General features: G+C 44.2%; 22 protein-coding genes and 2 tRNA genes. 21 read left to right on the forward strand and 3 right to left on the reverse strand.

Features of this window, described 5'->3' with window-relative positions:
* Positions 1-273: 273 nt before the first annotated feature.
* The 15 genes from rlmN to Q8R38_01500 all read left to right on the forward strand — a co-directional run bounded on the left by rlmN (position 274) and on the right by Q8R38_01500 (position 15,660).
* Complete coding sequence (gene rlmN / locus Q8R38_01430; GenBank protein ID MDP3790688.1) at positions 274-1,305, forward strand: 23S rRNA (adenine(2503)-C(2))-methyltransferase RlmN; 1,032 nt, start codon at positions 274-276, stop codon at positions 1,303-1,305.
* A gap of 100 nt (positions 1,306-1,405) precedes the next feature.
* Entirely contained in the window at positions 1,406-2,359 is a 954-nt protein-coding gene (locus Q8R38_01435) for a PEGA domain-containing protein (GenBank protein ID MDP3790689.1), read from the forward strand.
* Complete coding sequence (locus Q8R38_01440) at positions 2,343-3,857, forward strand: glycosyltransferase family 2 protein (GenBank protein ID MDP3790690.1); 1,515 nt, start codon at positions 2,343-2,345, stop codon at positions 3,855-3,857. The genes Q8R38_01435 and Q8R38_01440 overlap by 17 nt, the downstream gene beginning before the upstream one ends.
* A gap of 47 nt (positions 3,858-3,904) precedes the next feature.
* Positions 3,905-4,111, forward strand: coding sequence for a hypothetical protein (locus tag Q8R38_01445; protein MDP3790691.1), 207 nt, complete (start codon positions 3,905-3,907; stop codon positions 4,109-4,111).
* A gap of 170 nt (positions 4,112-4,281) precedes the next feature.
* On the forward strand, positions 4,282-6,615 hold the full coding sequence (locus Q8R38_01450) for a vitamin B12-dependent ribonucleotide reductase (GenBank protein MDP3790692.1): 2,334 nt from the start codon (positions 4,282-4,284) through the stop codon (positions 6,613-6,615).
* 113 nt (positions 6,616-6,728) lie between these two features.
* A complete protein-coding gene (locus Q8R38_01455; GenBank protein MDP3790693.1) occupies positions 6,729-7,403 on the forward strand; it encodes a hypothetical protein in 675 nt (224 codons plus the stop codon).
* Positions 7,404-7,507: 104 nt separating this feature from the next.
* Entirely contained in the window at positions 7,508-8,257 is a 750-nt protein-coding gene (gene gpmA, locus Q8R38_01460; protein ID MDP3790694.1) for a 2,3-diphosphoglycerate-dependent phosphoglycerate mutase, read from the forward strand.
* A 1-nt stretch (position 8,258) separates the two neighbouring features.
* Positions 8,259-9,833: a bifunctional phosphoribosylaminoimidazolecarboxamide formyltransferase/IMP cyclohydrolase gene (gene purH, locus Q8R38_01465; protein ID MDP3790695.1), complete on the forward strand. Its 1,575-nt coding sequence runs from the start codon at positions 8,259-8,261 to the stop codon at positions 9,831-9,833.
* A 1-nt stretch (position 9,834) separates the two neighbouring features.
* Entirely contained in the window at positions 9,835-11,184 is a 1,350-nt protein-coding gene (locus Q8R38_01470; protein MDP3790696.1) for a folylpolyglutamate synthase/dihydrofolate synthase family protein, read from the forward strand.
* On the forward strand, positions 11,166-12,605 hold the full coding sequence (gene mnmE, locus Q8R38_01475) for a tRNA uridine-5-carboxymethylaminomethyl(34) synthesis GTPase MnmE (GenBank protein ID MDP3790697.1): 1,440 nt from the start codon (positions 11,166-11,168) through the stop codon (positions 12,603-12,605). Before Q8R38_01470 ends, mnmE begins: the two co-directional genes overlap by 19 nt.
* A 59-nt stretch (positions 12,606-12,664) precedes the next feature.
* Positions 12,665-13,222 carry a GTP cyclohydrolase I FolE gene (gene folE, locus Q8R38_01480; protein ID MDP3790698.1) on the forward strand — a complete coding sequence of 186 codons (558 nt, stop codon included), beginning with the start codon at positions 12,665-12,667 and terminating at the stop codon, positions 13,220-13,222.
* Between the two features lie 53 nt (positions 13,223-13,275).
* Entirely contained in the window at positions 13,276-13,725 is a 450-nt protein-coding gene (locus Q8R38_01485) for a divergent PAP2 family protein (GenBank protein ID MDP3790699.1), read from the forward strand.
* A 10-nt stretch (positions 13,726-13,735) separates the two neighbouring features.
* On the forward strand, positions 13,736-14,584 hold the full coding sequence (locus tag Q8R38_01490; protein ID MDP3790700.1) for a L,D-transpeptidase family protein: 849 nt from the start codon (positions 13,736-13,738) through the stop codon (positions 14,582-14,584).
* A 22-nt stretch (positions 14,585-14,606) separates the two neighbouring features.
* On the forward strand, positions 14,607-15,563 hold the full coding sequence (locus Q8R38_01495; GenBank protein MDP3790701.1) for an acetyl-CoA carboxylase carboxyltransferase subunit alpha: 957 nt from the start codon (positions 14,607-14,609) through the stop codon (positions 15,561-15,563).
* A 23-nt stretch (positions 15,564-15,586) separates the two neighbouring features.
* A tRNA-Ala gene (locus Q8R38_01500) sits at positions 15,587-15,660 on the forward strand.
* A 309-nt stretch (positions 15,661-15,969) separates the two neighbouring features.
* Here Q8R38_01500 and Q8R38_01505 read toward each other — a convergent pair.
* Both Q8R38_01505 and Q8R38_01510 read right to left on the reverse strand, forming a co-directional pair.
* Positions 15,970-16,566, reverse strand: a complete 597-nt coding sequence (locus Q8R38_01505) for an ImmA/IrrE family metallo-endopeptidase (GenBank protein MDP3790702.1) — start codon at positions 16,564-16,566, stop codon at positions 15,970-15,972.
* Between the two features lie 2 nt (positions 16,567-16,568).
* Positions 16,569-16,937, reverse strand: coding sequence for a helix-turn-helix domain-containing protein (locus Q8R38_01510; protein MDP3790703.1), 369 nt, complete (start codon positions 16,935-16,937; stop codon positions 16,569-16,571).
* A 239-nt stretch (positions 16,938-17,176) separates the two neighbouring features.
* On the opposite strand from Q8R38_01510, the gene Q8R38_01515 reads away from it, so the two are divergent.
* Positions 17,177-17,413, forward strand: coding sequence for a hypothetical protein (locus Q8R38_01515; protein ID MDP3790704.1), 237 nt, complete (start codon positions 17,177-17,179; stop codon positions 17,411-17,413).
* Between the two features lie 41 nt (positions 17,414-17,454).
* Here the strand turns inward: Q8R38_01515 and Q8R38_01520 are convergent, their stop codons facing one another.
* Entirely contained in the window at positions 17,455-17,637 is a 183-nt protein-coding gene (locus tag Q8R38_01520) for a hypothetical protein (protein ID MDP3790705.1), read from the reverse strand.
* Positions 17,638-17,958: 321 nt separating this feature from the next.
* On the opposite strand from Q8R38_01520, the gene Q8R38_01525 reads away from it, so the two are divergent.
* The 5 genes from Q8R38_01525 to Q8R38_01545 all read left to right on the forward strand — a co-directional run bounded on the left by Q8R38_01525 (position 17,959) and on the right by Q8R38_01545 (position 24,126).
* Positions 17,959-18,044 (forward strand) — tRNA-Leu (locus Q8R38_01525).
* Between the two features lie 23 nt (positions 18,045-18,067).
* Positions 18,068-18,913 carry a deoxyribonuclease IV gene (locus Q8R38_01530; protein MDP3790706.1) on the forward strand — a complete coding sequence of 282 codons (846 nt, stop codon included), beginning with the start codon at positions 18,068-18,070 and terminating at the stop codon, positions 18,911-18,913.
* Between the two features lie 3 nt (positions 18,914-18,916).
* Entirely contained in the window at positions 18,917-21,427 is a 2,511-nt protein-coding gene (gene leuS / locus Q8R38_01535; protein ID MDP3790707.1) for a leucine--tRNA ligase, read from the forward strand.
* Positions 21,428-21,775, forward strand: a complete 348-nt coding sequence (locus tag Q8R38_01540) for a helix-hairpin-helix domain-containing protein (protein ID MDP3790708.1) — start codon at positions 21,428-21,430, stop codon at positions 21,773-21,775. It abuts the gene before it with no gap.
* A complete protein-coding gene (locus Q8R38_01545; GenBank protein ID MDP3790709.1) occupies positions 21,772-24,126 on the forward strand; it encodes a DNA internalization-related competence protein ComEC/Rec2 in 2,355 nt (784 codons plus the stop codon). The genes Q8R38_01540 and Q8R38_01545 overlap by 4 nt, the downstream gene beginning before the upstream one ends.
* The last annotated feature ends 1 nt before the right edge of the window (position 24,127 follow it).

The raw sequence follows: 24,127 nt of genomic DNA on the forward strand, positions 1-24,127 counted from the left end.
GCCTTGTTTTTAAAGGTATTTGGCGGGAACCATGCCCGCTCGCAATTCGTACGTCCCGCTCAATACCCCATCCCTCGGGGGACCCCTTCAACGTAAGTGGAAAAAATTCACCGACCCCAGGGCAGATAAAACTTCCCTGTCCCATTATGGATATCAAAGCGGCAGGACCCGCTATTATTACATAGCAAGACAGGGAAGTTTTATATCATAAGAGTACGTGAGTGGAAAAATCTGCGATAATATGAAGGTGCAAATATGGTATAATATTGCCTTATGGACAGGATGGATATTAAGAATTTGTCGGAGGATGAGCTGAAAGCCGAGCTTGTTAAGCTTGGCGAGAAGCCGTATAGGGCCGCGCAGATATTCAGATGGCTCTATAAGGACGGCGCTACGTCATTCGATGGGATGACCGATCTTGGCAAGGCCCTGCGTGAAAAGCTTAAAGGCCATTTTCATATGACTAAATTAGCGTTGGCAGACTCAAAGCACTCGCTGGTCGACGGGACGACCAAGTATTTATTTAAGCTGGAAGACGGCAATACCATTGAATCGGTCTTTTTACCCGAGCCTAAGAGGGTAACGCTTTGTCTGTCGTCGCAGGTGGGATGTAAATTCGCCTGCAGCTTTTGCGCGAGCGCGCCTTTCGGGTTTGTGAGAAATCTAAAATCTTCGGAAATACTCGATGAAGTCATATCTATTAAAAACCTCAATAAGGACGCATCCATCACAAACATTGTGTTTATGGGGATAGGAGAGCCTCTTGATAATTATGACAATGTAATGAGAGCTATACGGATACTTAACGATGAAGACGCGTTCAAAATAGGAGCGCGTAAAATTACGATATCAACCTGCGGCGTAATACCCGGCATAGAAAAACTGAGTAATGAAAAATTACAGATAGAGCTTTCTGTGTCGCTGCACAGCGCGGACGATAAGATGCGATCGAAACTTTTGCCGGTAAATAAGGTATATCCGCTGAAAGAGCTTATAGCGGCTTGTAAAAATTATACCAAAAATACCAATAGGTTAATCACTTTTGAATACGTGATGATAAAAGGTGTTAATTGCTCCAAAGACGACGCTCTAAAGCTCGCTAAATTGCTGAAAGGCATGATGGCCAAGGTCAACACAATAGCATATAACCAGATACGCGCAAAAGACTATGAGCCTCCATCTTCAGAGGATGTAAAAAATTTCATGCGCGTTCTTAAAACGCATAATGTAGACGCGATGCATCGTAAGTCCAAGGGTGAGGATATCGACGCAGGCTGCGGACAATTAAGGATCTCAAAGTTTTGACAGTCCATACAGAAAGTCATGCTATAATAACTGCATGGGCCGGCTACTAGTTCAGGCGAAATACTGGACCACGTGTAGATATGAAAGTTGATAGTGCAGTATGAATAAAAGTGATTCCATAATAAGGTATGTTGCTTTCTATTTTTCGTTAGCGCTGTATTTTATCCTGCTTCCGATAGTCCTATCTTACTCGCTAGGCTACCACATAGATTTTTATAAATTCAAGATCTACAAGACCGGAATACTCTCTTTGACGAGCACTCCCGCGGGCGCCACCATATATATTAACGGCAGGCTATATAAAGATATAACACCGGTGCGCATAGAGGAGCTGAAGCCCGGTGATTATCTGGTAGAAGTAAAAAGAGAAGGGTTCTATCCGTGGCAGAAAAACCTCTCGGTTATACCTAATATGGTTACCAGGGCCGACAATATCATTCTTTTCCCAACGCTTCGGGATATCGCAAAGCTATGTGTCGTGGACACGATTGATTTTGCCATTCCCGATTCAAAAAATCAGATCTATCATATGACGAAATCCGGGCTATACAGGTCGAATATTGACGGAACTAATTTAAAGAAGTTGTCGGATTACTCTGATTGGCCGGACTACACGATAAATAAAAGGTTCTCGCCAGACGGTAAGAAGATGCTATATTTTAATAAAAAAGGCATATGGGTCATATATCTGGATGGCCGTTACACGGGTAAAGAGGCGGAATATGCCGAGGTTGAAGAAGTCTTAAGGGACTCCGGTATAATAAAAGAAGCATTCTGGCATTCCGGATCCAATCACATTGTTTTCGTTGAGGACAAGGATATAAATGTGCTTGAATTGGGTAAGGGCAGGGAGAAGAATATGGTGACTCTGCATAAATGCGGCAAGGTGCCGCAGGGGCTTTATTACGATGAATCCAATGATTCGTTGTATTTTAGCGATATGCGCAATGAGAGAGACTGCGTTTTGAGGCTCGATTTGAGAGAGAAGTTCTTCGATAAACTGCTTCAGCGTGTTAAGAAAGAGCTCGATATAATATATGAACAAAAAAAATAGACAGTTGAGAAGATTTTTTGAGATGGTGCCCGGGCTCGCGACTTGGACTACCATATTGGGCCTTATTATAGTCTCTGTAATCAAACCGTTGTGGGTCGCGATATTTATTATAGTATTCGACCTCTACTGGGTCATTCGCGTAGGGTACTTTACAACGCTTCTGGTATTCGCGTATAGAAGGCTTGAGGTGGAGAAGAAGATAAATTGGATAAAAAGATGCGAAGAGTTGAAGGCGATAGACGGCCTCGAGCTCTCAAATATATACCAGGCCGTCGTATTTCCCGTATATAAAGAAGGGCCGGAGGTATTGGCTTCGTCTATACAGGCTCTGATACATTCCAATTATGATAAAAAGAAGATGATAGTGGAATTGACAATAGAGCAGCGTGGCGGAGAAGCTGTGTGGGAGAATGCGAAGGAATTACAGGAGCGGTTCAGAAAGAATTTTTATGAATTTATTATAACGAGGCATCCCGACGGCATTAAAGGAGAGGCAAAGACAAAAGGTGCCAACGCGACATGGGGCGCCAAAGTTTTAAAGGAGTTTCTTGATGCCAGGAAAATAGATTATCAGCATGTTATAATATCCTGTTTTGACGCCGATACCTGCGCGGAAAAAGAATATTTCGGGTGCCTTGCCTACCACTATATAACAAATCCCAAGAGGACCAAATCGAGCTATCAGCCGATCCCTGTCTATAATAACAATATATGGCATGCGCGTTCTATCGCCCGTGTTATAGAGTTGGGATCAAGCTTTATGCAGATGATAGAGACGATGCGGCTCGATAAGTTCGTTACTTTTTCCAGTCACAGCATGAGTTTTAAGACGCTGGTAGACGTGGATTACTGGCCTGTAGATATGATATCCGATGATTCTGTTATCTATTGGAAGTGTTTTTTATATTTTGACGGCGATTATTCCGTTATGCCGATGTATGTAACGGTATCGCTCGATATAGCGACCGATAAGACTATAATCCCCACCATAGTAAAACAATATAAGCAGAAGCGAAGGTGGGCATGGGGCGTGGAAAATTTTCCATACGTTATGATGGGTTTTTTGAAGAATAAGAATATACCGCTAACAAAGAAGATCAGGCGCGGCTTTCATCTATTTGAAAGCCATTATACATGGGCCGTATGGGCAATTATAGTCACATTTATCGCCCCGCTGCCTCTCATCTTCGGCGGAGTGATCTTCAGGCAGACTATGATGGGGTACAATCTTCCCAGCATAGCGGCGGCGTTGTTCAGGGTAACGATAGTTACCATGTTCATATGCATGCTTATGAGTATAAGGCTTTTACCGCCCAGGCCCAAAGACGTGAAGCCCCAAAAAAGGCTTATCATGTTTACACAGTGGATACTGGCGCCGCTTCTCGCGGCCTGCGTTGGATCGACGCCCGCTATTGACGCGCAGACACGGCTCATGTTAGGCAAGTATATGCATTTTCACGTAACTGAAAAGATCAGGCACGGCACAACATCAGGTTAGATTAAATTTTTCTTGCGCTAAAAAAAGATTTATGGTAGATTTTACATATGGGTAAATATTTAGGTGTTATTATAGGTGTTATCATAGTGCTTTTAGGGGTAAGAGGCTTATTGTTTTGGTGGCCTGATTTTCTTACCGTTTTAAAAGGAGCCATACCCGCGATGTTTATCATAGCCGGCGCGATAGCGGTAATAGCCGGCTTGAGCGAAATAAGAGACGAGCTCTCCTCCAAAGAAAAAGAAGAAAAAAAGTAAAATTACACCGACGGAGTGTAATATCACCCATCCCAACTAATAGTGTTCACGTTTCCAAAAAACACAATATATGGTATTTTTTCTTGACTTTCCCTTTTCGTGTGATATACTTTCCTAGTGCGAAAAAAATGTAGCCCAGAAGTAAATTAACTAATGGGAGGGCAGTAGTAATGGATAAGAAGCTGGATGTAAACAGGGAGCTTTCGCCCAATGCGATGAAAGTTCTCGAGAAAAGGTATATTAAAAAAGATGCCTCCGGTAATTGTCTCGAAACGCCGGAAGATCTATTCCGCCGTGTCGCAAAAAATATAGCGCAGGCGGACCTTAAGTACGGCAGAAGGGGCGAAGTCGCGAAAATAGAAGAAGATTTTTTTGAAATGATGGCAAGGCTGGAGTTTTTGCCAAACTCGCCGACGCTTATGAATGCCGGCAGGGATCTTCAGCAGTTATCGGCATGTTTCGTCCTTCCTATAGATGACTCGATGGAATCTATATTCGAAACTATTAAGGACACAGCACTCATACATAAATCAGGCGGCGGCACAGGATTCAGCTTCTCAAGGTTAAGAGCAAAAAATTCCCCGGTCCGTTCTACAGGAGGCATATCGAGCGGGCCCGTTTCATTTATGAAGGTTTTTAACGCCGCAACGCAGGCGGTAAAGCAGGGCGGAACGCGCCGCGGCGCTAATATGGGGATATTAAGAGTAGACCACCCGGATATCTTGGAGTTCATAGCCTGCAAAGAGAACGACAAAGAGATAACGAACTTCAATATATCTGTCGCGATAACGGAAGACTTCATGAAGAAGGCCATAACGGGAGAGGACTACGACCTGGTGGATCCCAAGACCAAAAGCGTAGTGCAGAAGCTCAACGCGAAAAAAGTTTTTGATACAATAATACAGATGGCCTGGAGAAACGGCGAGCCGGGAATAATATTTATAGACAGGATCAACAGGGATAATCCGACTCCTAAGGTAGGCAAGATAGAATCCACTAATCCATGCGGAGAACAGCCGCTTCTGCCGTATGAGAGCTGTAATCTCGGCTCGATAAATCTCGCGAAGATGGTTACCGAAGACAGAAAGATAGACTGGAATAAGATGGCCGATAGGATCGAAAAGGCCGTTCACTTCCTGGATAACGTCATCGATATGAATGCATATCCGATAAAGAAGATAGATGACATGACGAAGTCGAACAGGAAGATAGGCCTTGGCGTAATGGGGTTTGCCGATATGCTTTTTATGCTGGGAATACGCTACGATTCCGATGATGCCATTGCGTTGGCCGAAAAGATTATGAAGTTTATGCTCGACTCCTCGCGCAAGGCCTCTGAAAAATTGGCACGCGAAAGAGGGGCGTTTCATAACTTCAAAGGAAGCTTGTTCGATACGCCCGGAGCTAAACCGTTAAGAAACGCTACCCTTACAACGATAGCGCCTACAGGAACACTTTCTATAATAGCGAATTCATCCAGCGGTATAGAGCCGGTATTTGCTATTACCTATGTCAGGAATATAATGGACAATACCAAATTGGTCGAGGCGCACCCATATTTTCAACAAGTGGCCGAAGAGAAAGGCTTCTATACTCCGGAACTGATGACTCTTATCTCCCAAAAAGGTACGATAAAGGGTATTTCTGAGATTCCCGAGGATGTTCAGAATCTTTTTGTGACGGCTCACGACATAGAGCCGATATGGCACATAAGGATGCAGTCGGCGTTCCAGAAATATACCAATAACGCTGTTTCGAAGACTGTAAATCTTCCGTCAGAAGCGACAACCGAAGACGTGAAGACCATATATATGATGGCCTACAAGAGCGGTTGCAAAGGTGTTACCATATATAGGGACAAGTCGCGCGAAGAGCAGGTATTAAATAAGCCATCCAATCCTGAAGAGTCCCAGCAGAAGAAGGCGCTCGAGCCGGTAACAAAGGTAAAGATAAGCCCAAGACCGCGTCCGCCTGTGATAGTGGGAACGACCTCCAAGATAGCGACAGGCTGCGGTAACCTGTATATAACAATAAACGAAGACGAACAGGGCCAGCCCTTTGAAGCATTCATGCATATGGGTAAGGCCGGCGGGTGCGCAATGAGCCAGCTTGAGGCAATAGGAAGACTCCTTTCATTAGCCCTGCGCAGCGGCATAGAAATAAGCTCTATAGTCGAACAGTTGCGCGGAATACGCTGTCCTTCACCAAGCTGGGAGAAGGGCGGCAGGATATTCTCATGCAGTGATGCCATAGCGCGTGCGATAGAGCAGAGAGTGCAGGACGCGAAACAAAGAAGGGCGTCTCAAGGCTTAAAGAGTGAACCGGCAGCGCAGATAGATACCGATATCCCTACGCAATCAGACAATTCTAACGGTATTTCCAAGATAGGCACAATTAAGAAAGCAGGGAATATTGTAGGCGTATGTCCTGACTGCGGAGGAGCTTTATGGCACATGGAAGGCTGTATGGTATGCAAATCATGCGGCTATTCTAAGTGCGGATAATTTTTCACTTCTAGACCTTGTCAAAATGGATTTATATGGTAAACTCTATACTGTATAAAAGTATCTTGTTATATCCATTATTTGATTAAAGGTAAAGAAAGGGAGGTGTCACGATGGACAGATTGGCTTTAATAGTTGCCGATCCTGTGAAGGCGATGTTGATCAAGGTATGGAGTTATATCCCTACCATGCTGGGCGCTATCGTAATATTGGTAGTTGGTTGGATAATAGCGAAGTTTGTTGAGGCTATAGTGGTAAGGGCATTGAAGGCAGCCCGTCTCGATGTAATAAGTGATAAGGCAGGCGTCGCTAATATGCTCGCGCAGGGCGAAATAAAGTGGACGCTCTCAGAGCTTCTAGGAGTTATAGTATATTGGATAGTGATGTTAGCCGTTTTAGCGGCATCTCTCAACGCTTTGAACCTTACGGTTGCAAGCGATTTACTGGCAAGACTTGTTGCGTATATACCTAATATAATCGTAGCTATATTCGCTCTTGTGCTCGGGTCGTTTCTGGCGAGCTTTGTCGGAGGAATAGTACGCACCGCTGCCAGCAATGCTGGAGTGGGCAATGCGAAGTTATTGGCTAAGATTACTCAGGCCATACTTATAATATTCGCGGTAATTATTGCTATCGAGCAGCTCGGAATAGCGACTGCATTCATAGCTTTTGCGGTCAATATTATTTTAGCGTCGATCGGTTTGGCCCTGGCCCTTTCGTTTGGCCTAGGCTGTAAAGACATAGCCGCTAAGGCGATGGGTGATTTGCTGAATAAGGTGAAGAAGTAAGCATAATAGAATAGTTCGTTTCCAAGAGGCGCTTCGTAAGAAGCGCCTCTTTGTTTTTATCAGTATTTATGCTACAATAGCCTCTCTTAAAATAGGAGCGGATAATGAAGAAACTTGTGTTGTTGCGGCACGGGGAGAGCACCTGGAACAAGGAGAACCGGTTTACGGGATGGACGGATGTCGATCTGTCGGAAAAAGGTTTGGTTGAAGCAAAGAAGGCCGGACAGACGCTTAAGAAAGAAGGATTCGAATTCGATGTAGCTTATACATCTGTATTAAAGAGAGCGATAAGGACGCTGTGGATTGCGCTCGACCAGATGGACCTGATGTGGATACCTGTGTATAACTCATGGCGGCTTAATGAACGCCATTATGGCGCGCTGCAGGGGTTGAATAAGTCGGAGACAGCGGCGAAGTACGGCGAGAAGCAGGTCCTTATATGGAGACGCAGCTATGATGTCCCGCCATCACCCCTTGAAAAGACTGATCCCAGATATCCCGGTAATGATCCAAGATACAAAGACCTTGCCAAAAAAGATATACCCGCCACAGAATGTCTTAAAGATACGGTCGCGAGATTTCTTCCTTACTGGCACGAGACGATAGCGCCTGCGGTCAAATCCGGCAAGCGCGTGATAATAGCCGCGCATGGAAACAGTCTAAGAGCGCTGGTAAAATATCTCGATAACATATCGGATAAAAACATCGTCGGATTAAACATACCGACGGGCTTACCGCTTGTGTATGAGCTCGATGATAATCTTAAACCGTTGAAAAATTATTATTTAGGCGATCCGGAAGAAGTAAAAAAAGCCATGGATGCCGTGGCAAATCAGGGAAAGGCTAAAAAGTAAAATGGTTAAAATAAAAAGGGCACTGATAAGCGTTTCTGACAAAGCTGGATTAGGGGAACTTGTAAAGATTTTGAAAAAGTACAATGTCGAGATTTTGTCTACCGGCGGCACGGCAAAGATGATACGGGATCTTGGAATACCGGCGAAAGATGTTTCCGAACATACCGGTTTTCCTGAAATGCTGGACGGCAGAGTCAAGACGCTGCATCCAAAAGTGCACGGGGCCCTGCTTGCTCTGCGTGAAAACGAAGAGCATATGCAGACAGTAAAGAAGTACGAGATAGGCCTCATAGATATGGTAGTGGTAAATTTGTACCCTTTTGAGAAGACCGTGGCCAAGCCCGGAGTTAAGCTGGAAGAGGCGATAGAGAATATAGATATCGGCGGGCCGTCGATGTTAAGGAGCGCCGCGAAAAATCACAAGTCAGTTTGCGTAGTATGCGACCCGAACGACTATGGGCGCGTTATCGCGGAGATGGAGAAGAATTCAGGCAGTATTTCAGAGCCGCTTCTCATAGAATTAGGAAAGAAGGTATTTGCCAGGACGTCAACATATGACGCAGCTATTTATAAATATCTTAATGAGCCGGGAACTGGTAACCAGGAACAGGGAGAGGGGTTCCCGCAAGACTTAAATTTAAAATTTAAAAAAATACAGGATCTGCGGTATGGGGAAAATCCTCATCAAAAGGCGGCGTTTTATCAAGGTGAGTCTGTGGATGAACCCAGTATATCGAATGCGGTACAGCTGCATGGCAAAGAACTATCGTTTAATAATATCATAGACCTGAATGCGGCATTGGAGATAGTCAAGGAATTCGAAGATCCGGCCGCGACGATAATAAAACACACAAATCCGTGCGGCACCGCGACGGCAAAGACACTCGCGAAAGCGTATATAGACGCTCTTGACAGCGACCGATTAAGCGCTTTCGGAAGTATTGTAGGATTCAATAGGCCGGTTGACACAGAGCTTGCCCAAACGATACTTAAAGAAGCGGATTTCGTCGAATGTATAATAGCGCCATCCTATGAAGCAAAGGCGCTCGAAGCGCTTAAGGTGAAGAAGAATTTAAGGCTGATCGAAGTGAAGAATTTCGGCGCGAAAGTCACAAAGTTCGATAAAGACATGAAGAAAGTTGTCGGCGGCCTTCTCGTTCAGGATAGGGATGTTGCCCATGTGAAAGAGTCTGATTTAAAAGTTGTCACAAAAGTTAAGCCCACCGTTGAACAGTTGAAGAGCCTTATGTTCGGTTGGGTGGTCGCGAAGCATGTTAAATCTAATGCCATCGTATTGTGCCAGGGAACGAAGACTGTCGGAGTGGGTGCGGGGCAGATGTCGAGAGTGGTATCGGTTACTATAGCCGCTGAAAAAGCGGGTGAGCGCTCAAAAGGCTCTGTGCTCGCAAGCGACGCGTTTTTCCCGAAAGAAGACGGCATAGAGCAGGCCCATAAGGCGGGCGTCAAAGCGATAATACAGCCCGGTGGGTCGATACGCGACAATGAAGTCGTCGCGATGGCGGATAAATTGGGCATAGCAATGGTCTTTACCGGAATGCGCCATTTTAAACACTAAGATGATATATCAAGAAGCATTGTTATATCTCGAGAGTTTCGTTAATTACGAGAAGATAGATAGTTATGATTATAGATCTTCGTTGAAACTCGAAAAGATGAAACGTTTCGCGGCCCTTCTCGGTGATCCGCAAAATCATACCAGGTCTATCCACGTGGCAGGGACAAAGGGTAAAGGGTCCACCGCCGCTTTTATATATTCTATTTTAAGTAACGCCGGTTTTAAAGTGGGCCTATATACTTCGCCGCACCTGGTGGATTTTCGCGAGAGAATCAGGATAAACGGCGAACTCATAAGCGAAGAAGATCTCTCGTCTATCTTAGACAAGATCCGTAATATCGTGGAAAACTATATGAAGGATGATCGCCCTTCATTTTTCGAAGTATATACAGCCCTCGCCTATCTTTATTTCAAGGATAAAAAATGCGATTTTGCTGTTTATGAGGTCGGCTTAGGCGGAAGGCTCGACGCGACGAATTTAATAGAGCCTCTCGTATGTGTTATAACACCCCTAAGCTATGAGCATATGGATAAGCTGGGTAATACACTGGAAGAGATAGCGTCGGAAAAATGCGGAATAATAAAATCCGGTTCGATATGCGTATCAGCGCCTCAGGATGCCCGGGCACTTAAAATAATAGAGAAGACGTGCGATGAAAGAGGGTCTCGTCTAATTTTAGTAGGCAGGGATATTATTTTTAAAGAAATAAGCTATAACGATACCGGAGAGGTTTTTGATATATATGGCGCATCATATGAATATCACAACCTTAAGTCGCGCCTTTTAGGTGCGCACCAGATTATCAATGCCGCCACAGCGATAGGCGTTATAGAGTCATTGAAGGCGCGCGGAGTTAATATTTCCGAAGATGCTGTCAAAGGGGGCGTTGAAGCCGCGAAGTGGGATGGGCGGCTGGAAGTATTAGGCAAGAACCCGTATATTGTGCTGGATGGCGCGCAGAACAAGGCAAGTGCCGGTTGTTTGGCGGATGCCGTAAAAAAAGTATTTAAATACAGGAAGCTTATCCTTGTTTTAGGGGTATCGAAGGATAAGGACTTAATGGGTATCCTGGGCGAATTGATGCCTATAAGCGATTCAGCAATATTTACAAAATCCAGCATAGTCGCAAGGGCGATGGAGCCGGAAAAGATAATAGAGGCCGCCAGAAAAATAGATAGTGATATGGAAAATATTACGACGGCCTCGAGCGTTAAAGAAGCGCTTGATAAGGCACTGTCGAGCGCGGATAAGAGAGACCTTATTCTTGTCACGGGATCGCTATTTGTTGTCGGAGAGGCCAAGTCTTATTTAGCGGAAGAAAGAACTGTTGAATGCACAAAAATACAATAGACGATACTATCGTCGCGCCGGCTACACCCATAGGTGAGGGAGGGATAGGCATAGTCCGCATAAGCGGCGGCAAAGCGCTCGAAATAGCGGACAAGATATTTGTTCCGAAAAATGGTAAAAAACCGTCAGAGGGCGAGTTTTACACGATTCATTATGGACATATTATACACCGCCGCGGTGTAGTTGTAGAAAATCATATGACACCGCCGCGGTGTACGGCAAATGACGAAATCGTCGACGAAGTCTTGCTCACCGTTATGAGAGCCCCAAAGAGCTATACTAAGGAAGACGTAATAGAGATAAATTGCCATGGCGGGATTCAGGCGGTGAAGAATGTGCTCGATCTCGCGGTAAAACTCGGCGCGAGGCTGGCCGAGCCGGGAGAATTCACGAAGAGAGCTTTTTTAAACGGGAGGATAGACCTTATTCAGGCGGAAGCGGTTTTGGACGTGATAAGAGCAAAGACGGAAGGTTCGTTAAAGGCCGCATTGGGTCAATTGGACGGGAAATTGTCGAAAGACCTGTCCATCATTCTCGACGGTCTGGTCGATATAGCGTCACATATAGAAGCGGCGATAGATTTTCCGGATGAACAATTGGATATAATAAAAGAAGAGGGCCTTGCCGGCAAGGTAAAGGAGTTGACGGGTAGGGTTAAAGGCCTGGTAGAAAGTTTTGGCGAAGGAGTTGTTCTGCGCGAAGGTGTTCTTGCCGTCATCTGCGGCAAACCCAATGTGGGCAAATCGAGCCTTATGAATCTTTTGCTAAAAAGAGATAGATGTTTAGTCGCGCCCATACCAGGGACGACCAGAGACGCGGTAGAGGAGATGATAAATATAAAAGGCGTTCCTATCCGTCTCGCTGATACCGCGGGTATCGGGGCGGTAAAAGACGCGCTGTATGAGGCCAGCGCCGGTAAAAGCAGATCTTATATAGAGCGTTCCGATATAGTATTACTTATGCTTGATGCTTCATCGCAGATCAGCGAAGAGGATATATCTATCATAAGGCTTACCGAAAGCAGGAAGAAGATAGTTATAATAAATAAGACCGATATAGGTAAAAAAATAAATAAGAAAAGTATAGCCGGCTTATTTAAAAATGATGTTATAATAGAAATGTCGGTGGAGAAGAATAAAAATATAGAACTTTTAGAAGGCGCTATTCTCGATTCCATATATAGCGGTAAATTTACTCAAGGAGAGAGCTCGCTTGTCACGAATGCCAGACATAAAGAGCTTCTGGATAAGGCGCTCGAAAATATGACATCGGCTGACAGGCTCATTAAAGAAGGCTCCCATCCAGAGCTGATAGCCGTCGATCTTAAAGAAGCTATATTTAATATCGGCTTGATAGCAGGTAAATCGGTTTCGGATGATATATTGGACAGGATATTTGAAAATTTCTGTATAGGGAAGTGATTCGCTAATATGGTTAGCTTATTAAAGCGCGAAGCAGAATGAACAAGAAGGGATAGGCGATGGATAAAAAAAAGATAGAGAAGGCTGTAAGGGATATCTTGGTCGCCGTCGGAGAAAATCCGGCACGGCGCGATATAAAGGATACTCCAAGAAGAGTTGCCGAAATGTATGAGGAGATACTGGAAGGCTATGAGCTCGATCCGGAAAAAGAGCTGGAAGTAATATTCGAGAAAGACCATGATGAGATAATACTGCTGAAAAATATACCATTTTATTCAATATGCGAACATCACCTTGCCCCTTTCATAGGAAAAGCGCATGTAGCCTATATACCGAGCAACAATAGAGTGACCGGCTTAAGCAAGCTGGCAAGAGTAGTCGATATATACGCGAAAAGGCTTCAGGTGCAGGAGAGAATAACAACAGATATCGCCGATATCATAATGAAGAAGCTTAAGCCCAAAGGTGTTATGGTCATAATAGAGGCGGAGCATATGTGTATGTCTATGCGCGGCGTAAAAAAGCCCGGAGTTATGACAATAACCAGCGCCGTAAGAGGAACATTCAGAAGGAACGAGAAGACCAGGGCGGAGGCGATGGCCCTGATCAGAGGGTAGCGGCCTATTAGTGTTGAATATAATGCCTCAATATAATATAATGATACCCCATTATGTATAACGACCTGGTAGAATTCAGTAAAAATTATATATTCGGCACTACTGTGGCTGCGTGGCTGATAGCGCAGTCCATTAAGGTGGTGCTTGGCGTATTCAGGGAGAAGCGCTTCAACTTCAGGTGGTTTGTCGGCACGGGCGGTATGCCAAGCTCGCATGCGGCCGGTGTATCGGCGCTTGCGACCTCTATAGGGGTATCATACGGGTTTGATTCGGCCTTATTCGCGGTGACTCTTGTTTTTACGCTGATAGTGCTGTTTGACGCGCAGGGAGTCCGGTATTCAAACGGCAAGCAGGCGGAGATACTTAATAAGATGCTGGATGATATATATTGGAAGAAGAAACTGGATAACCATGAGTTGAAGGAGTTTTTGGGCCATACGCCTGTTGAGGTTTTTGCCGGTATAGCGCTGGGCATAATCGTTTCACTTATGTTGTATAGGTAAGGGGTAGTAAATGCAAAAGAAAGTATTATTAATAATAACTTGTTCAGTGGTGGCTGTTATAGGTATTTTTATTGCGTGTAAAATACTGACCGCTTCTGTTAAGCCTTCAGCGAACTCGGCCGCGGGCGTGCCCGCGAGAATGGAGAAGGCGTCTAAAGAGGAAGCGGAGCTTTTTGAGCTTGCCTCAAGATATGAGCAGTCGGGAGATCTTTTAAATGTGCGTGATACATACCAGAAGATTATCGAAGAATTTCCCGGCTCGGATAATATCCAGAAAGCGCAGGAAGGATTAGAGGGCACAAACGTCCGCATTCTATTTTCTCCAATAGCTACGCCGGATTCTCTATCCTATGAAATTCAAAAAGGCGATACGCTGGCAAAGATAGCGAAGAAATTTTCAAATACACAGGATATGATACTGAAGGCAAATAACCTGAAAAACCCCAAGGTCGTGCCTTTAGGCAGGAAGATAAAGGTACATAATGAAAAATTCAGCATAGTGGTGGATAAATCACAGAATATACTTACATTAAAATCCGGGGACAGGATAGTGAAGACATACCGGGTTTCGACCGGGCTTAATAATTCCACGCCGGTAGGGAATTTCAAGATAATCAACAAGATAGTGGACCCTCCATGGTATACGGCAGGCTCCGTAATACCTGCGGATAGCCCTAAAAATATACTTGGTTCAAGATGGCTGGGGATTTCCGCGCAAAGTTACGGTATTCACGGGACCACAGAACCCCAATCAATAGGTAAGCAGGTAACTTCAGGCTGCGTAAGGATGATAAATTCCGAGGTAGAGGAGTTGTATCAGATAGTTCCTGAAGGTACAGAAGTTGTTATAGTCGATTAAGGAGGTTTCCTTGGCCACTCATATGCCGGGGCTTGACTTCGAAAAACCCATAATAGAATTAGAGAGAAAGATCGAAGAGCTCAAAGGCTTTACGACCCGCGAAGATCTTGATATGTCCGGAGAACTTAAGAAGCTCGAGTCGAAGCTCGTCCAGATAAAGAAGGACGTCTATGAAAACCTTACTCCGTGGCAGAGGGTCCAGCTTGCGCGTCATCCAAAGAGGCCGTATACGCTCGATTATATAGAGATGCTCATGACCGATTTTATGGAGATACATGGCGATAGGCATTTCGCCGATGACAAAGCCCTTATCGGCGGACTGGCCACATTGAATGGCAATAAAATAATGGTCATGGGGCACCAGAAGGGCAGAGATACAAAGGAAAATCTTGTAAGAAATTTTGGCAGCGCCCATCCTGAAGGTTACAGGAAGGCCATGAGGCTCATGAATATGGCCGAGAAATTTTCATTGCCGGTAGTAGCTTTTATAGATACCCCCGGCGCGTATCCGGGCATAGGCGCTGAGGAAAGGGGCCAGGCGGAGGCTATAGCGTATAATTTGCGTGAGATGGCAAGTCTGCAAACCCCCATATTAGTGTTTGTTATAGGGGAAGGCGGTTCGGGCGGAGCGTTAGGCATAGGAGTGGGTGACAGGATCTATGTATTGGAAAATGCCTATTATTCGGTCATATCGCCCGAGGGATGCGCAGCCATATTGTGGAAAGAGCGTACGCGCTCGCCGGATGCCGCAAAGAGCCTGAAGCTTACAGCTAAAGATTTGCTCGAGATGCATATAATAGACGGCATGATAAAAGAACCACTGGGCGGAGCGCACAGGAATCCCCAGGAAGTCGCGCAAAATATAAGATCCGCCATAAAAAAAGACATCGATGATCTGAAGAAGATACCCAAGGCGAAACTCGTGGAAATGCGTTATGAAAAGTTCAGGTCTATGGGTGTCTTCAGTGAAACAAAATAAGTTTTTTTGTAGTAAGTTATGATGGGGCTGTGGTGAAGAGGGATCATATCACAATGGCATTGTGAGGTCACGAGTTCGATTCTCGTCAGCTCCACCACTCATTTAACCTCGAACCAGAGAGGTAGAGAATATAAGAAAGTAGCCGACGTTTAAACGTCGGCTACTTTCTTTTGATTTGTCGTTGAGATAATTCAAAATGTCCCGTTAATTGTAGGGGATATTTAAATGCCCCCTACAATTGAGTTAGCGTGCGGGACAGGTCAATATCCAGCCAAAAACTCCTCTCGTTACCTCTCTTTATCTCTGGTTTACTTTTTGGGTGGTTTAGTGCTTTTCTCGTCAGATACGAGCATATTTCGAGATATTATCAGAGCCAAAATAATGACTAAACCACTTATTCTTAAGATCAGATCTTTTTCTTTTCTTTATCAATCCTTCTTAGTATAACTTCTCGTGATACCACAAAATCTCGGGCCAATAACTCAACGATTCTATCCATAGCGACGGCCTCATTTTTAATACCCAGGGCTTTAATCTGTTTTGAATGATGTTTTATCCTCTTCTCTAGGTGATGGCTTGATACGAGTATTAAACCTGCGAATTGATTTGCTTGCCACTCAAGCCAAGACCATTCATTTTCCGGAAAGGTCTCCATGAAATCTTTCCAATCTCCGGTCGTATTGAACCCGCGATGCCTATAAACACCTTCATGCATAATGGCATGGCCTACCTCATGGGCGAGGGTAAAGCGGTAGCGGCCTTGCCTGTGTTTATAAACATATTCATCCACGGAAATGTTTGATAGATCCGATGATATAAAGCCGTCGATTTCTATGATTTCATGGAGCCCGGGAATAGGGATGATATCAATACCGAGTTTAAATTCCACTATCTCTTCGATAGGCGTAGGGTAGGCATCTTTTGGATGGTATTTATGCAGGAAATCTGCCGCTACTTTCTCTATATGATCGTGATTTTTATAAGGAACAAAAACGTCATCCACTCTTATGATTCCTTAATTAATTTTATCAGCTTATCAAGCTTCTCTTTTGTTATCTTTTTCCCTCTAATGGTGCGGAATAAGAAAGGCATCCTCGCCACGATCTCTTTTTCTCTAAGCTCCTTCGGTAACCGGCCAGATTCCGCCGCTGCGCGATCAAAAAATTCATACCACTCATCCGACGCCTCTTTTAATTTGAGATAATGAGCGTATTTTTTCAGTATCTCATCTTTGGGCGGCGGTAGTACACCTCTCTCGACCTTACTTAAATTTCCAGGATCAATGCCATGGTCTTCGCAGAATTTGCGTAGTGTTAAACCCAGCTTTATTCTTCTTTCCTTAAAATATGAGCCGAATGTTTTCCGTTCATCCATTTTAGTTACCCCCTATTTGTATATATTAAGTATATCATGTAGTAATAAAAATACAACACATAAATACAAAAATTTATTTTTTATCAAACCTCGTTGTTTTCATTTTTTAGATAATCGATAATAAATCCATCTATCCTTTTCCAGATATATGAGCTAAATCGGACGGGTTTTGGTTTACCGAATTTATCTTTATACCTTAAGTTATAAGTTTTGATCTTAGCGTATAAGATAAATATGGCTTGAGAAAGGATGTCTTCCCCGAAACGGGCACGATAGGCCGGGAAGGTTATCTTGTTGATCCGGAAGATCACAAACCAGATATGGCGCATGACAAGCTCTTCTTTCTTAGCCTTAGAGCGTCCTTGTGCTTGTTTAATAAGATGCCTTTCTTGATAAAGAGAGATTTTCGGATATTTGTGCATAATATGGCGATAGGTTTTAAACATGGCGGTATATTATACAATTTGCGTATCTGAATCCGAAACGAAAATGGTAAGATTCGGAAAGCGAGAAGGGGCTACTGCAAGAGTTTATTCCAGACCTCGATCTGTTTTTGCCAGTCGATTTCCTTGGTGATATTGCGGATTTTGCGCTCGGTTATTCGAAGGATTTTATCTGTATTGATTAACAGTATCTCTTCCTGTATTTTAGGGCAGAGAAGAAGCAGATTTATTATCTGTTTTAGTCGCGTATAAGTCATGCCAAGCCAGCCCGCTACTTGGCTTAAGTCTTTTGCCTTTCCCTCAGCAAGCGTCTCCTGTACTTGATAAGCCAGCACCAGGTATTGACGTAGTTTTGGTTCGGTAGAGATTTTAGAAAATTCTTGCCTATAATGACCAATAACTATATAATAGCGCTAGCAAATTTGACCTTTCGACAAAAGCTCAGGGTCAATCCTGAGCCTGTCGAAGGATTGAGATATAAGGTTATGGGGAGAGGTTATTCTCCCCACCATCCTGCTTCGCCCTTCGACTCGCAAACTGAGGTAGGGCTACGCAGAGATGATTACTATAATGATTACGCCGAAGTGGTGGAATGGCATACACGATGGTCTCAAAAACCATTAAGCGTAAGCTTGTGTGGGTTCGACTCCCACCTTCGGCACCATTAACAGCTATAAGCTTAAAAAAATGCGCCGTATTGGTATACATGTTTCAATAGCCGGAAGTATATGGGAGTCGCTGGATAGGACAAGAGCGCTCGGCTGTAACGCGATGCAGATATTCAGCCGCAACCCCAGAGGCTGGCAGGCGGCGGAATTCAAATCATCCGATATAGAAAATTTCAGGCGGCTTAAGGCCAAGTATGATATTTCACCGGTTGCGGTCCATATACCATATATAATCAATCTGGCTTCGCCGGAAGATAACCTGTATAAAAAATCTATAATAGCCTATATCGAGGATATAGCGCGCGCGGATGTCCTGGGAGCCGAATATTTTGTGACGCATCTCGGCAGCCATGTCGGCACAGGAGAAAAAGAAGGCATCGCGCGGTTTTCGAAAGCTCTCAACGATATAATAAATAAGGCCAAGCCCAAAGCTGTGATACTATTGGAAAATACCGCGGGTTCGGGTTCCTGCATAGGATATAGATTCGAGCATTTAAAGCGCATAATAGGTAGCGTCAAACGAAAAGACAGAGTAGGTGTTTGCCTTGACACTGCTCATACTTTTGAGGCAGGATACGATATAAAGACTGCCGGCGGTCTCGAGAAGACGCTTGAAGACTTTGACAGGCTCGTAGGCATAGATAATATAAAAGTAGTCCATTTTAATGACAGTCTTTCGCCCATAGGTTCTCATGTGGACAGGCATCAGCATATAGGTAAGGGCAAAATAGGTTTAGAGGCAATGAAGAGAATAATCAATTACCCAAGATTAAAGAACGCGGCGTTTATTATGGAAACACCGAAAGAGTCCGATAGAGACGACAGAAGAAATATTGCGGTTGCAAAAAGATTAATTAAGGGATAATCAATGACAAATTCAGAATTACAGGCCTCCAATCCCGAAACGGCGTATCCCTTCGATAAGATAGAGCCTAAGTGGCAGAAGTTTTGGCGTGACAAGGGATTGTTTAAGGTAGATACCGCTGATTATAAGAATAAATATTACTGCCTCATGATGTTTCCTTATCCGTCAGCGGCGCTTCATGTTGGCCACGGCAGAAACTATATTATAGGCGATGTTGTGGTCAGGTACAAGATGATGCAGGGATTGAATGTGCTGACCCCTATGGGATTCGACGCGTTTGGCCTGCCGGCTGAAAACGCGGCCATAAAAGGCGGGCTCCACCCGGAGACCTCCACATTAAATAATATAAGCACAATGAGAAGGCAGCTCAACCAATGGGGAGTAGAATACGACTGGGACAGGGTCGTCATATCATGCCTTCCCGATTATTATAAATGGACGCAGTGGCTATTTACAAAACTCTACGAAAAAGGGCTTGCGTATAAGAAGAAAGCTTTTGTTAACTGGTGCCCTTCGTGTAAGACGGTTTTGGCTAATGAGCAGGTAGTGAACGGCGGATGCGAAAGGTGCGACACCCAGGTACTGCAGAAGGATCTTGAGCAGTGGTTTTTCAAAATTACCGCGTATGCCGAAAGGCTGCTTAAGGATCTCGATAAATTAGAGCACTGGCCCGAGCGCGTAAAGATGATGCAAAAGAACTGGATAGGAAGAAGCGAGGGCGTAAAGATAGATTTTAAGATAGACGGCTTGAATGAAATCTTAAAGTGTTTTACTACAAGGGTAGATACGATATACGGAGCCACATTTATAGCGCTTGCGCCTGAACATCCTCTTGTCGAAAAATTGATCAAAGGCGCCGGGGGCGAGCAAGACGCTTATAAGCTTATACAAAAGATGCGGGATGAGAGCAAAATAGACCGCGCCGATGCCGAGGTGGAGAAAGAGGGCGTTTTTACCGGACGGTATGTGATAAATCCGGTAAATAACGAGAAGATCCCGATATGGGTGGCCAATTATATACTCATGGAATACGGTTCAGGCGCGATAATGGCCGTGCCCGCGCACGACCAGAGAGATTTTGAATTCGCGAAGATGTATAAATTGCCCATAAAAGTGGTTATAGATGATCCTAAAAATCCGCTCGATGCCGGAACGATGAAAGAGGCGCGTATAGGCGAAGGCGTAATGATAAATTCCGGTCAGTTTAACGGTATTAAATCGGAGATAGCGATAGAGAATATAGCGGACTATTTTGAAGAGAATAAATTCGGCAAGCGTTCCATCCAGTACAAGCTTAGAGACTGGCTTATTTCGCGTCAGCGTTTCTGGGGCGCTCCCATACCAATCATATATTGCGATAAATGCGGCACAATGTCAGTGGCAGAAAAGGACCTGCCGGTCCTTTTGCCTAAAAATATTGAGTTTAAACCTACAGGCGAATCGCCATTAAAGTCCGGCAAAGATTTTGTGAATACCAAATGTCCAAAATGCGGCGGTCCCGCGACCAGAGAGACCGACACTATGGATACATTTGTCGATTCAAGCTGGTATTTCCTGCGCTACATAACACCGCACCTAAAAGATAAGCCCTTTGACACAGGATTGGTAAATAAATGGCTGCCTGTGGACCAGTATATAGGCGGTGTAGAGCATGCGATACTTCACTTGTTATATTCCAGGTTCATAACGAAATTTTTACATGATATAAAATGGATAGGATTCGATGAGCCGTTTAAGAATCTCTTTACCCAGGGTATGATAATAAAGGACGGGGCGAAGATGTCGAAGTCCAAGGGTAACGTCGTAAGCCCAGATAAACTGATCGCCTCTTACGGAGCTGATACCGTCAGGCTTTATACACTGTTTATAGGCCCGCCTGAAAAGGACGCGGAATGGTCCGATCGCGGCGTAGAGGGCGCGTACAGATTTTTAGGCAGGGTGTGGAGACTCGTTGAGCGGGTCAAAGCCCAGGGGTCAAGGGGCAAGGAAAAAAAGAGCGAAAATTTCATAAAAGAGGAAGAGGCGCTTAGGAGAAAGACGCACCTGACGATAAAGAAGGTGACCCAAGACTTTGACGGCGGGTTCCATTTTAATACAGCGATAAGCTCCATAATGGAGTTGGTCAACGAGACATACGATTATATAGGTAAAACCGGATCAGAAGGGCAGGGAAAAATATTAAATGAGGCGATTGAGGCCATCATTATTCTACTTTCGCCTTTTGTGCCGCACATAGCCGAAGAGTTGTGGCATCTTATCGGTAAGGAGAATAGCATATTTAAGACAAAGTGGCCGGCATATGACAAGGCCGCGATAGTCGAGAATGTCGTGACCATGGTTGTCCAGGTGAACGGCAAGGTCAGGTCAAAGATAGACGTGCCGTTTAATATTAAAGAAGAAGATCTCAAAATAAAGGTATTGACCGACCCTAAGATAAAAGAATTATCGGCCAATAAAACGCTAAAAAATTTTATCGTAGTTCCGAAAAAACTGGTAAATGTAGTCCTGCAATAAATGTTTAATCTCTCAATCAGAGAAAGATTTATAATCCTGTTTTTGACAGCAACCCTCCTACTGGGCTTGTCAGTCATATTTTATCGCAAAGCCAATTCCGTTGTAGATGTGAAGATAAAGGCTTTTGATTATGCCGGAGAGCTCACGGATATCAAAAAGATCAATATCAATGACGCGGGCCAATCTGCATTGATGAGCCTGCCCGGAGTAGGCAAATCGCTGGCGGATAATATAGTAGAATACAGATCCCTGGCCGGGAATTTCATATCCATAGAAGAGATAAAGAAGGTAAAAGGAATAAAAGACAGCCTGTTTGACAAGATAAAAGATTACATAACCGTCGAATGAAGCGGCCCATCCTATATTGCGCAATATCTTTTTGTATCGGCATAGCCTACGCGTATTTTTTCAGTATCCCTATAATCTATTTTGCGGCGGCGAGCATCTTTCTTATAATACTTGCCGCGGTTTTCTTTAAAAACAATATCCTCTCCCACATATTTTTGTATATCGCCTTAATACTTTTTGCGGCGGTATATTATCAAAATTATAATATCCTGCCGAATGACCATATCTATAATTTCACTTCGGGTGAAAGCAAAAAAGCGCTGGTCAAAGGTATCGTAGCCGATGACCCGGTGAGCAAAAAAGCATTTTATGGTAAAGAGAAGACAAGCCTTACCTTAAAAACAGAACTTTTAGTAGAAGACGATAAGGCCTTTGTGGTTACCGGGCTTATCAAGGTTGATATATACGCAGATGAAAAGCTAAATAATGTAAATTTTGGCGACCGGATAACCGTGTATGGAAAGCTGCGCAGGCCCGAAGGCTTAAAGAATCCGGGATTATTCGATTATTCAAACTATCTTAAGATAAGAAATGTGTATGCGCTGCTGACGGCCAACGGGCCTGGATCCATAAGCCTTATTAAAAACGCACAGCTCTCGCGCGTAAGGCTTGAAGCGTATTCTTTGAGGCACGGGATAAATGATTATATAGATAAATATGTAGATGGCCGCTACAGCGCCTTCATTAAGGCGATATTGACGGGCGTGCGCAGCGAACTCGATACCATGGTAATGGATGATTTTATAAAGACCGGGACCGTGCACGTAATAGCGATAAGCGGACTGAATATAGCGCTTATAGCGGGAATGTTCATATTTATTTTTAAGGCGCTCGGTATAAGAAAAAAATTCAATCTTATCCTTACCTCGGCGCTTATGATCTTCTATTGTTTTGTGGCGGGGGTAAGTCCGCCTGTCGTCAGGGCGACTATAATGTTCTTTATAGTCTCTTTAGGATACCTTATCGACAGGGAGTCGGACATCCTTAATTCGTTATCGATAGCCGCATTTATAATTCTGCTTGCAAACCCGAATGAACTCTTTGACCCGAGTTTTCAGCTGTCATTCGTGTCTATATTAGGAATAGTGCTTTTTTCGCCAAAGATGGAAGGCCTTTTTGGCCCCAGGCCAAATTACTTTACCAAGGGCGCGGCAATATCCATAGCCGCGATTATCGCCGTTTCGCCGATAGTAAGCAGATACTTTAATATCGTTTCGCCGGTAGCGATAGTGGCGAACCTTGTTATAGTTCCGGCTCTATTTGTCATAACTATAGTGTCGTTTGTATTTCTCGCTTTGAATTTTCTCGGGTTGAACCTTTTATCCGTATACGCGGGCCACGCGCTCTCTTTACTGACGCAGATAACTTTTTATATAAACCATATATTCGCGCAGATACCCTTGTCTCACATAAGAATACCATTCGCGTCATTTCCTTTTTTATTGCTGTATTATGCTTTTATATTTTCATTCTTTTTTCTGAAGAGGAAGATAGAGGTGTTGATATTGGCATTATTGGTTCTGAATTTTGCGGTTTGGGGAAATGTTTTCGCGGCACAAGGCGAGGAGCTCAAAATAACATATATCGATGTTGGCATGGGCGATAGTATATTGCTGGAGTTCCCCAACAAAACCACTATGCTTATAGACGCGGGCTCCGGCGGCATAGAAGGCTTGTCGGATATGGGGAGGTCTATCGTGGCGCCTATATTGTGGAACAAAGGGATCGACAGGCTTGACGCTGTAATATGCACACATTTTCATTCTGACCACACCGGCGGCGCATTGTACATACTGAAAAATTTTGATATAGGTTGCGTGATGGATAATGGCATACCGCCCGACTCGAGGCAGCGCCTTTATGATAGTTATAGAAAAATTATTTTGCAGAGGAATTTGCGCCGTCTCGTTGTGGCTGGGCCGGAAGAGATTACGGGTTTTGGGGATGTGAAGCTTTTTGTGATAAATCCTCCCGAAGGAAGCACGATGCCCGACGCCAATAATAATTCCGTAGTTATCAAGCTTGAGTATAAAAATTTTTCAGCGCTATTTTGCGGCGACGCTTCCAGCGAGGCTATGCGGAATATGTTTAAATACGGAGGCCTTTTAAAATCGAATATATTGAAAATTCCTCATCACGGCGGATCGACAGGGAAGGCAGTTACAACAAAAGCATTCCTCGATCTGGTATCTCCGGAAATTTCTATAGTAAGTTCAGGCGCGGATTTTCATATGAAAAACCCTCTTATGTATTCCAAATCACAAATATACGATACGAAAGATAATGGCGCGATAGAAATAATTACCGATGGCCTGAACTTCAAAGTTAAGCCATTTCGCCCGGAAAACTAAC

The organism is Candidatus Omnitrophota bacterium, from assembly GCA_030695905.1.
In the GTDB taxonomy this organism is placed as follows: Bacteria; Omnitrophota; Gorgyraeia; order 2-01-FULL-45-10; family 2-01-FULL-45-10; genus CAZHPY01.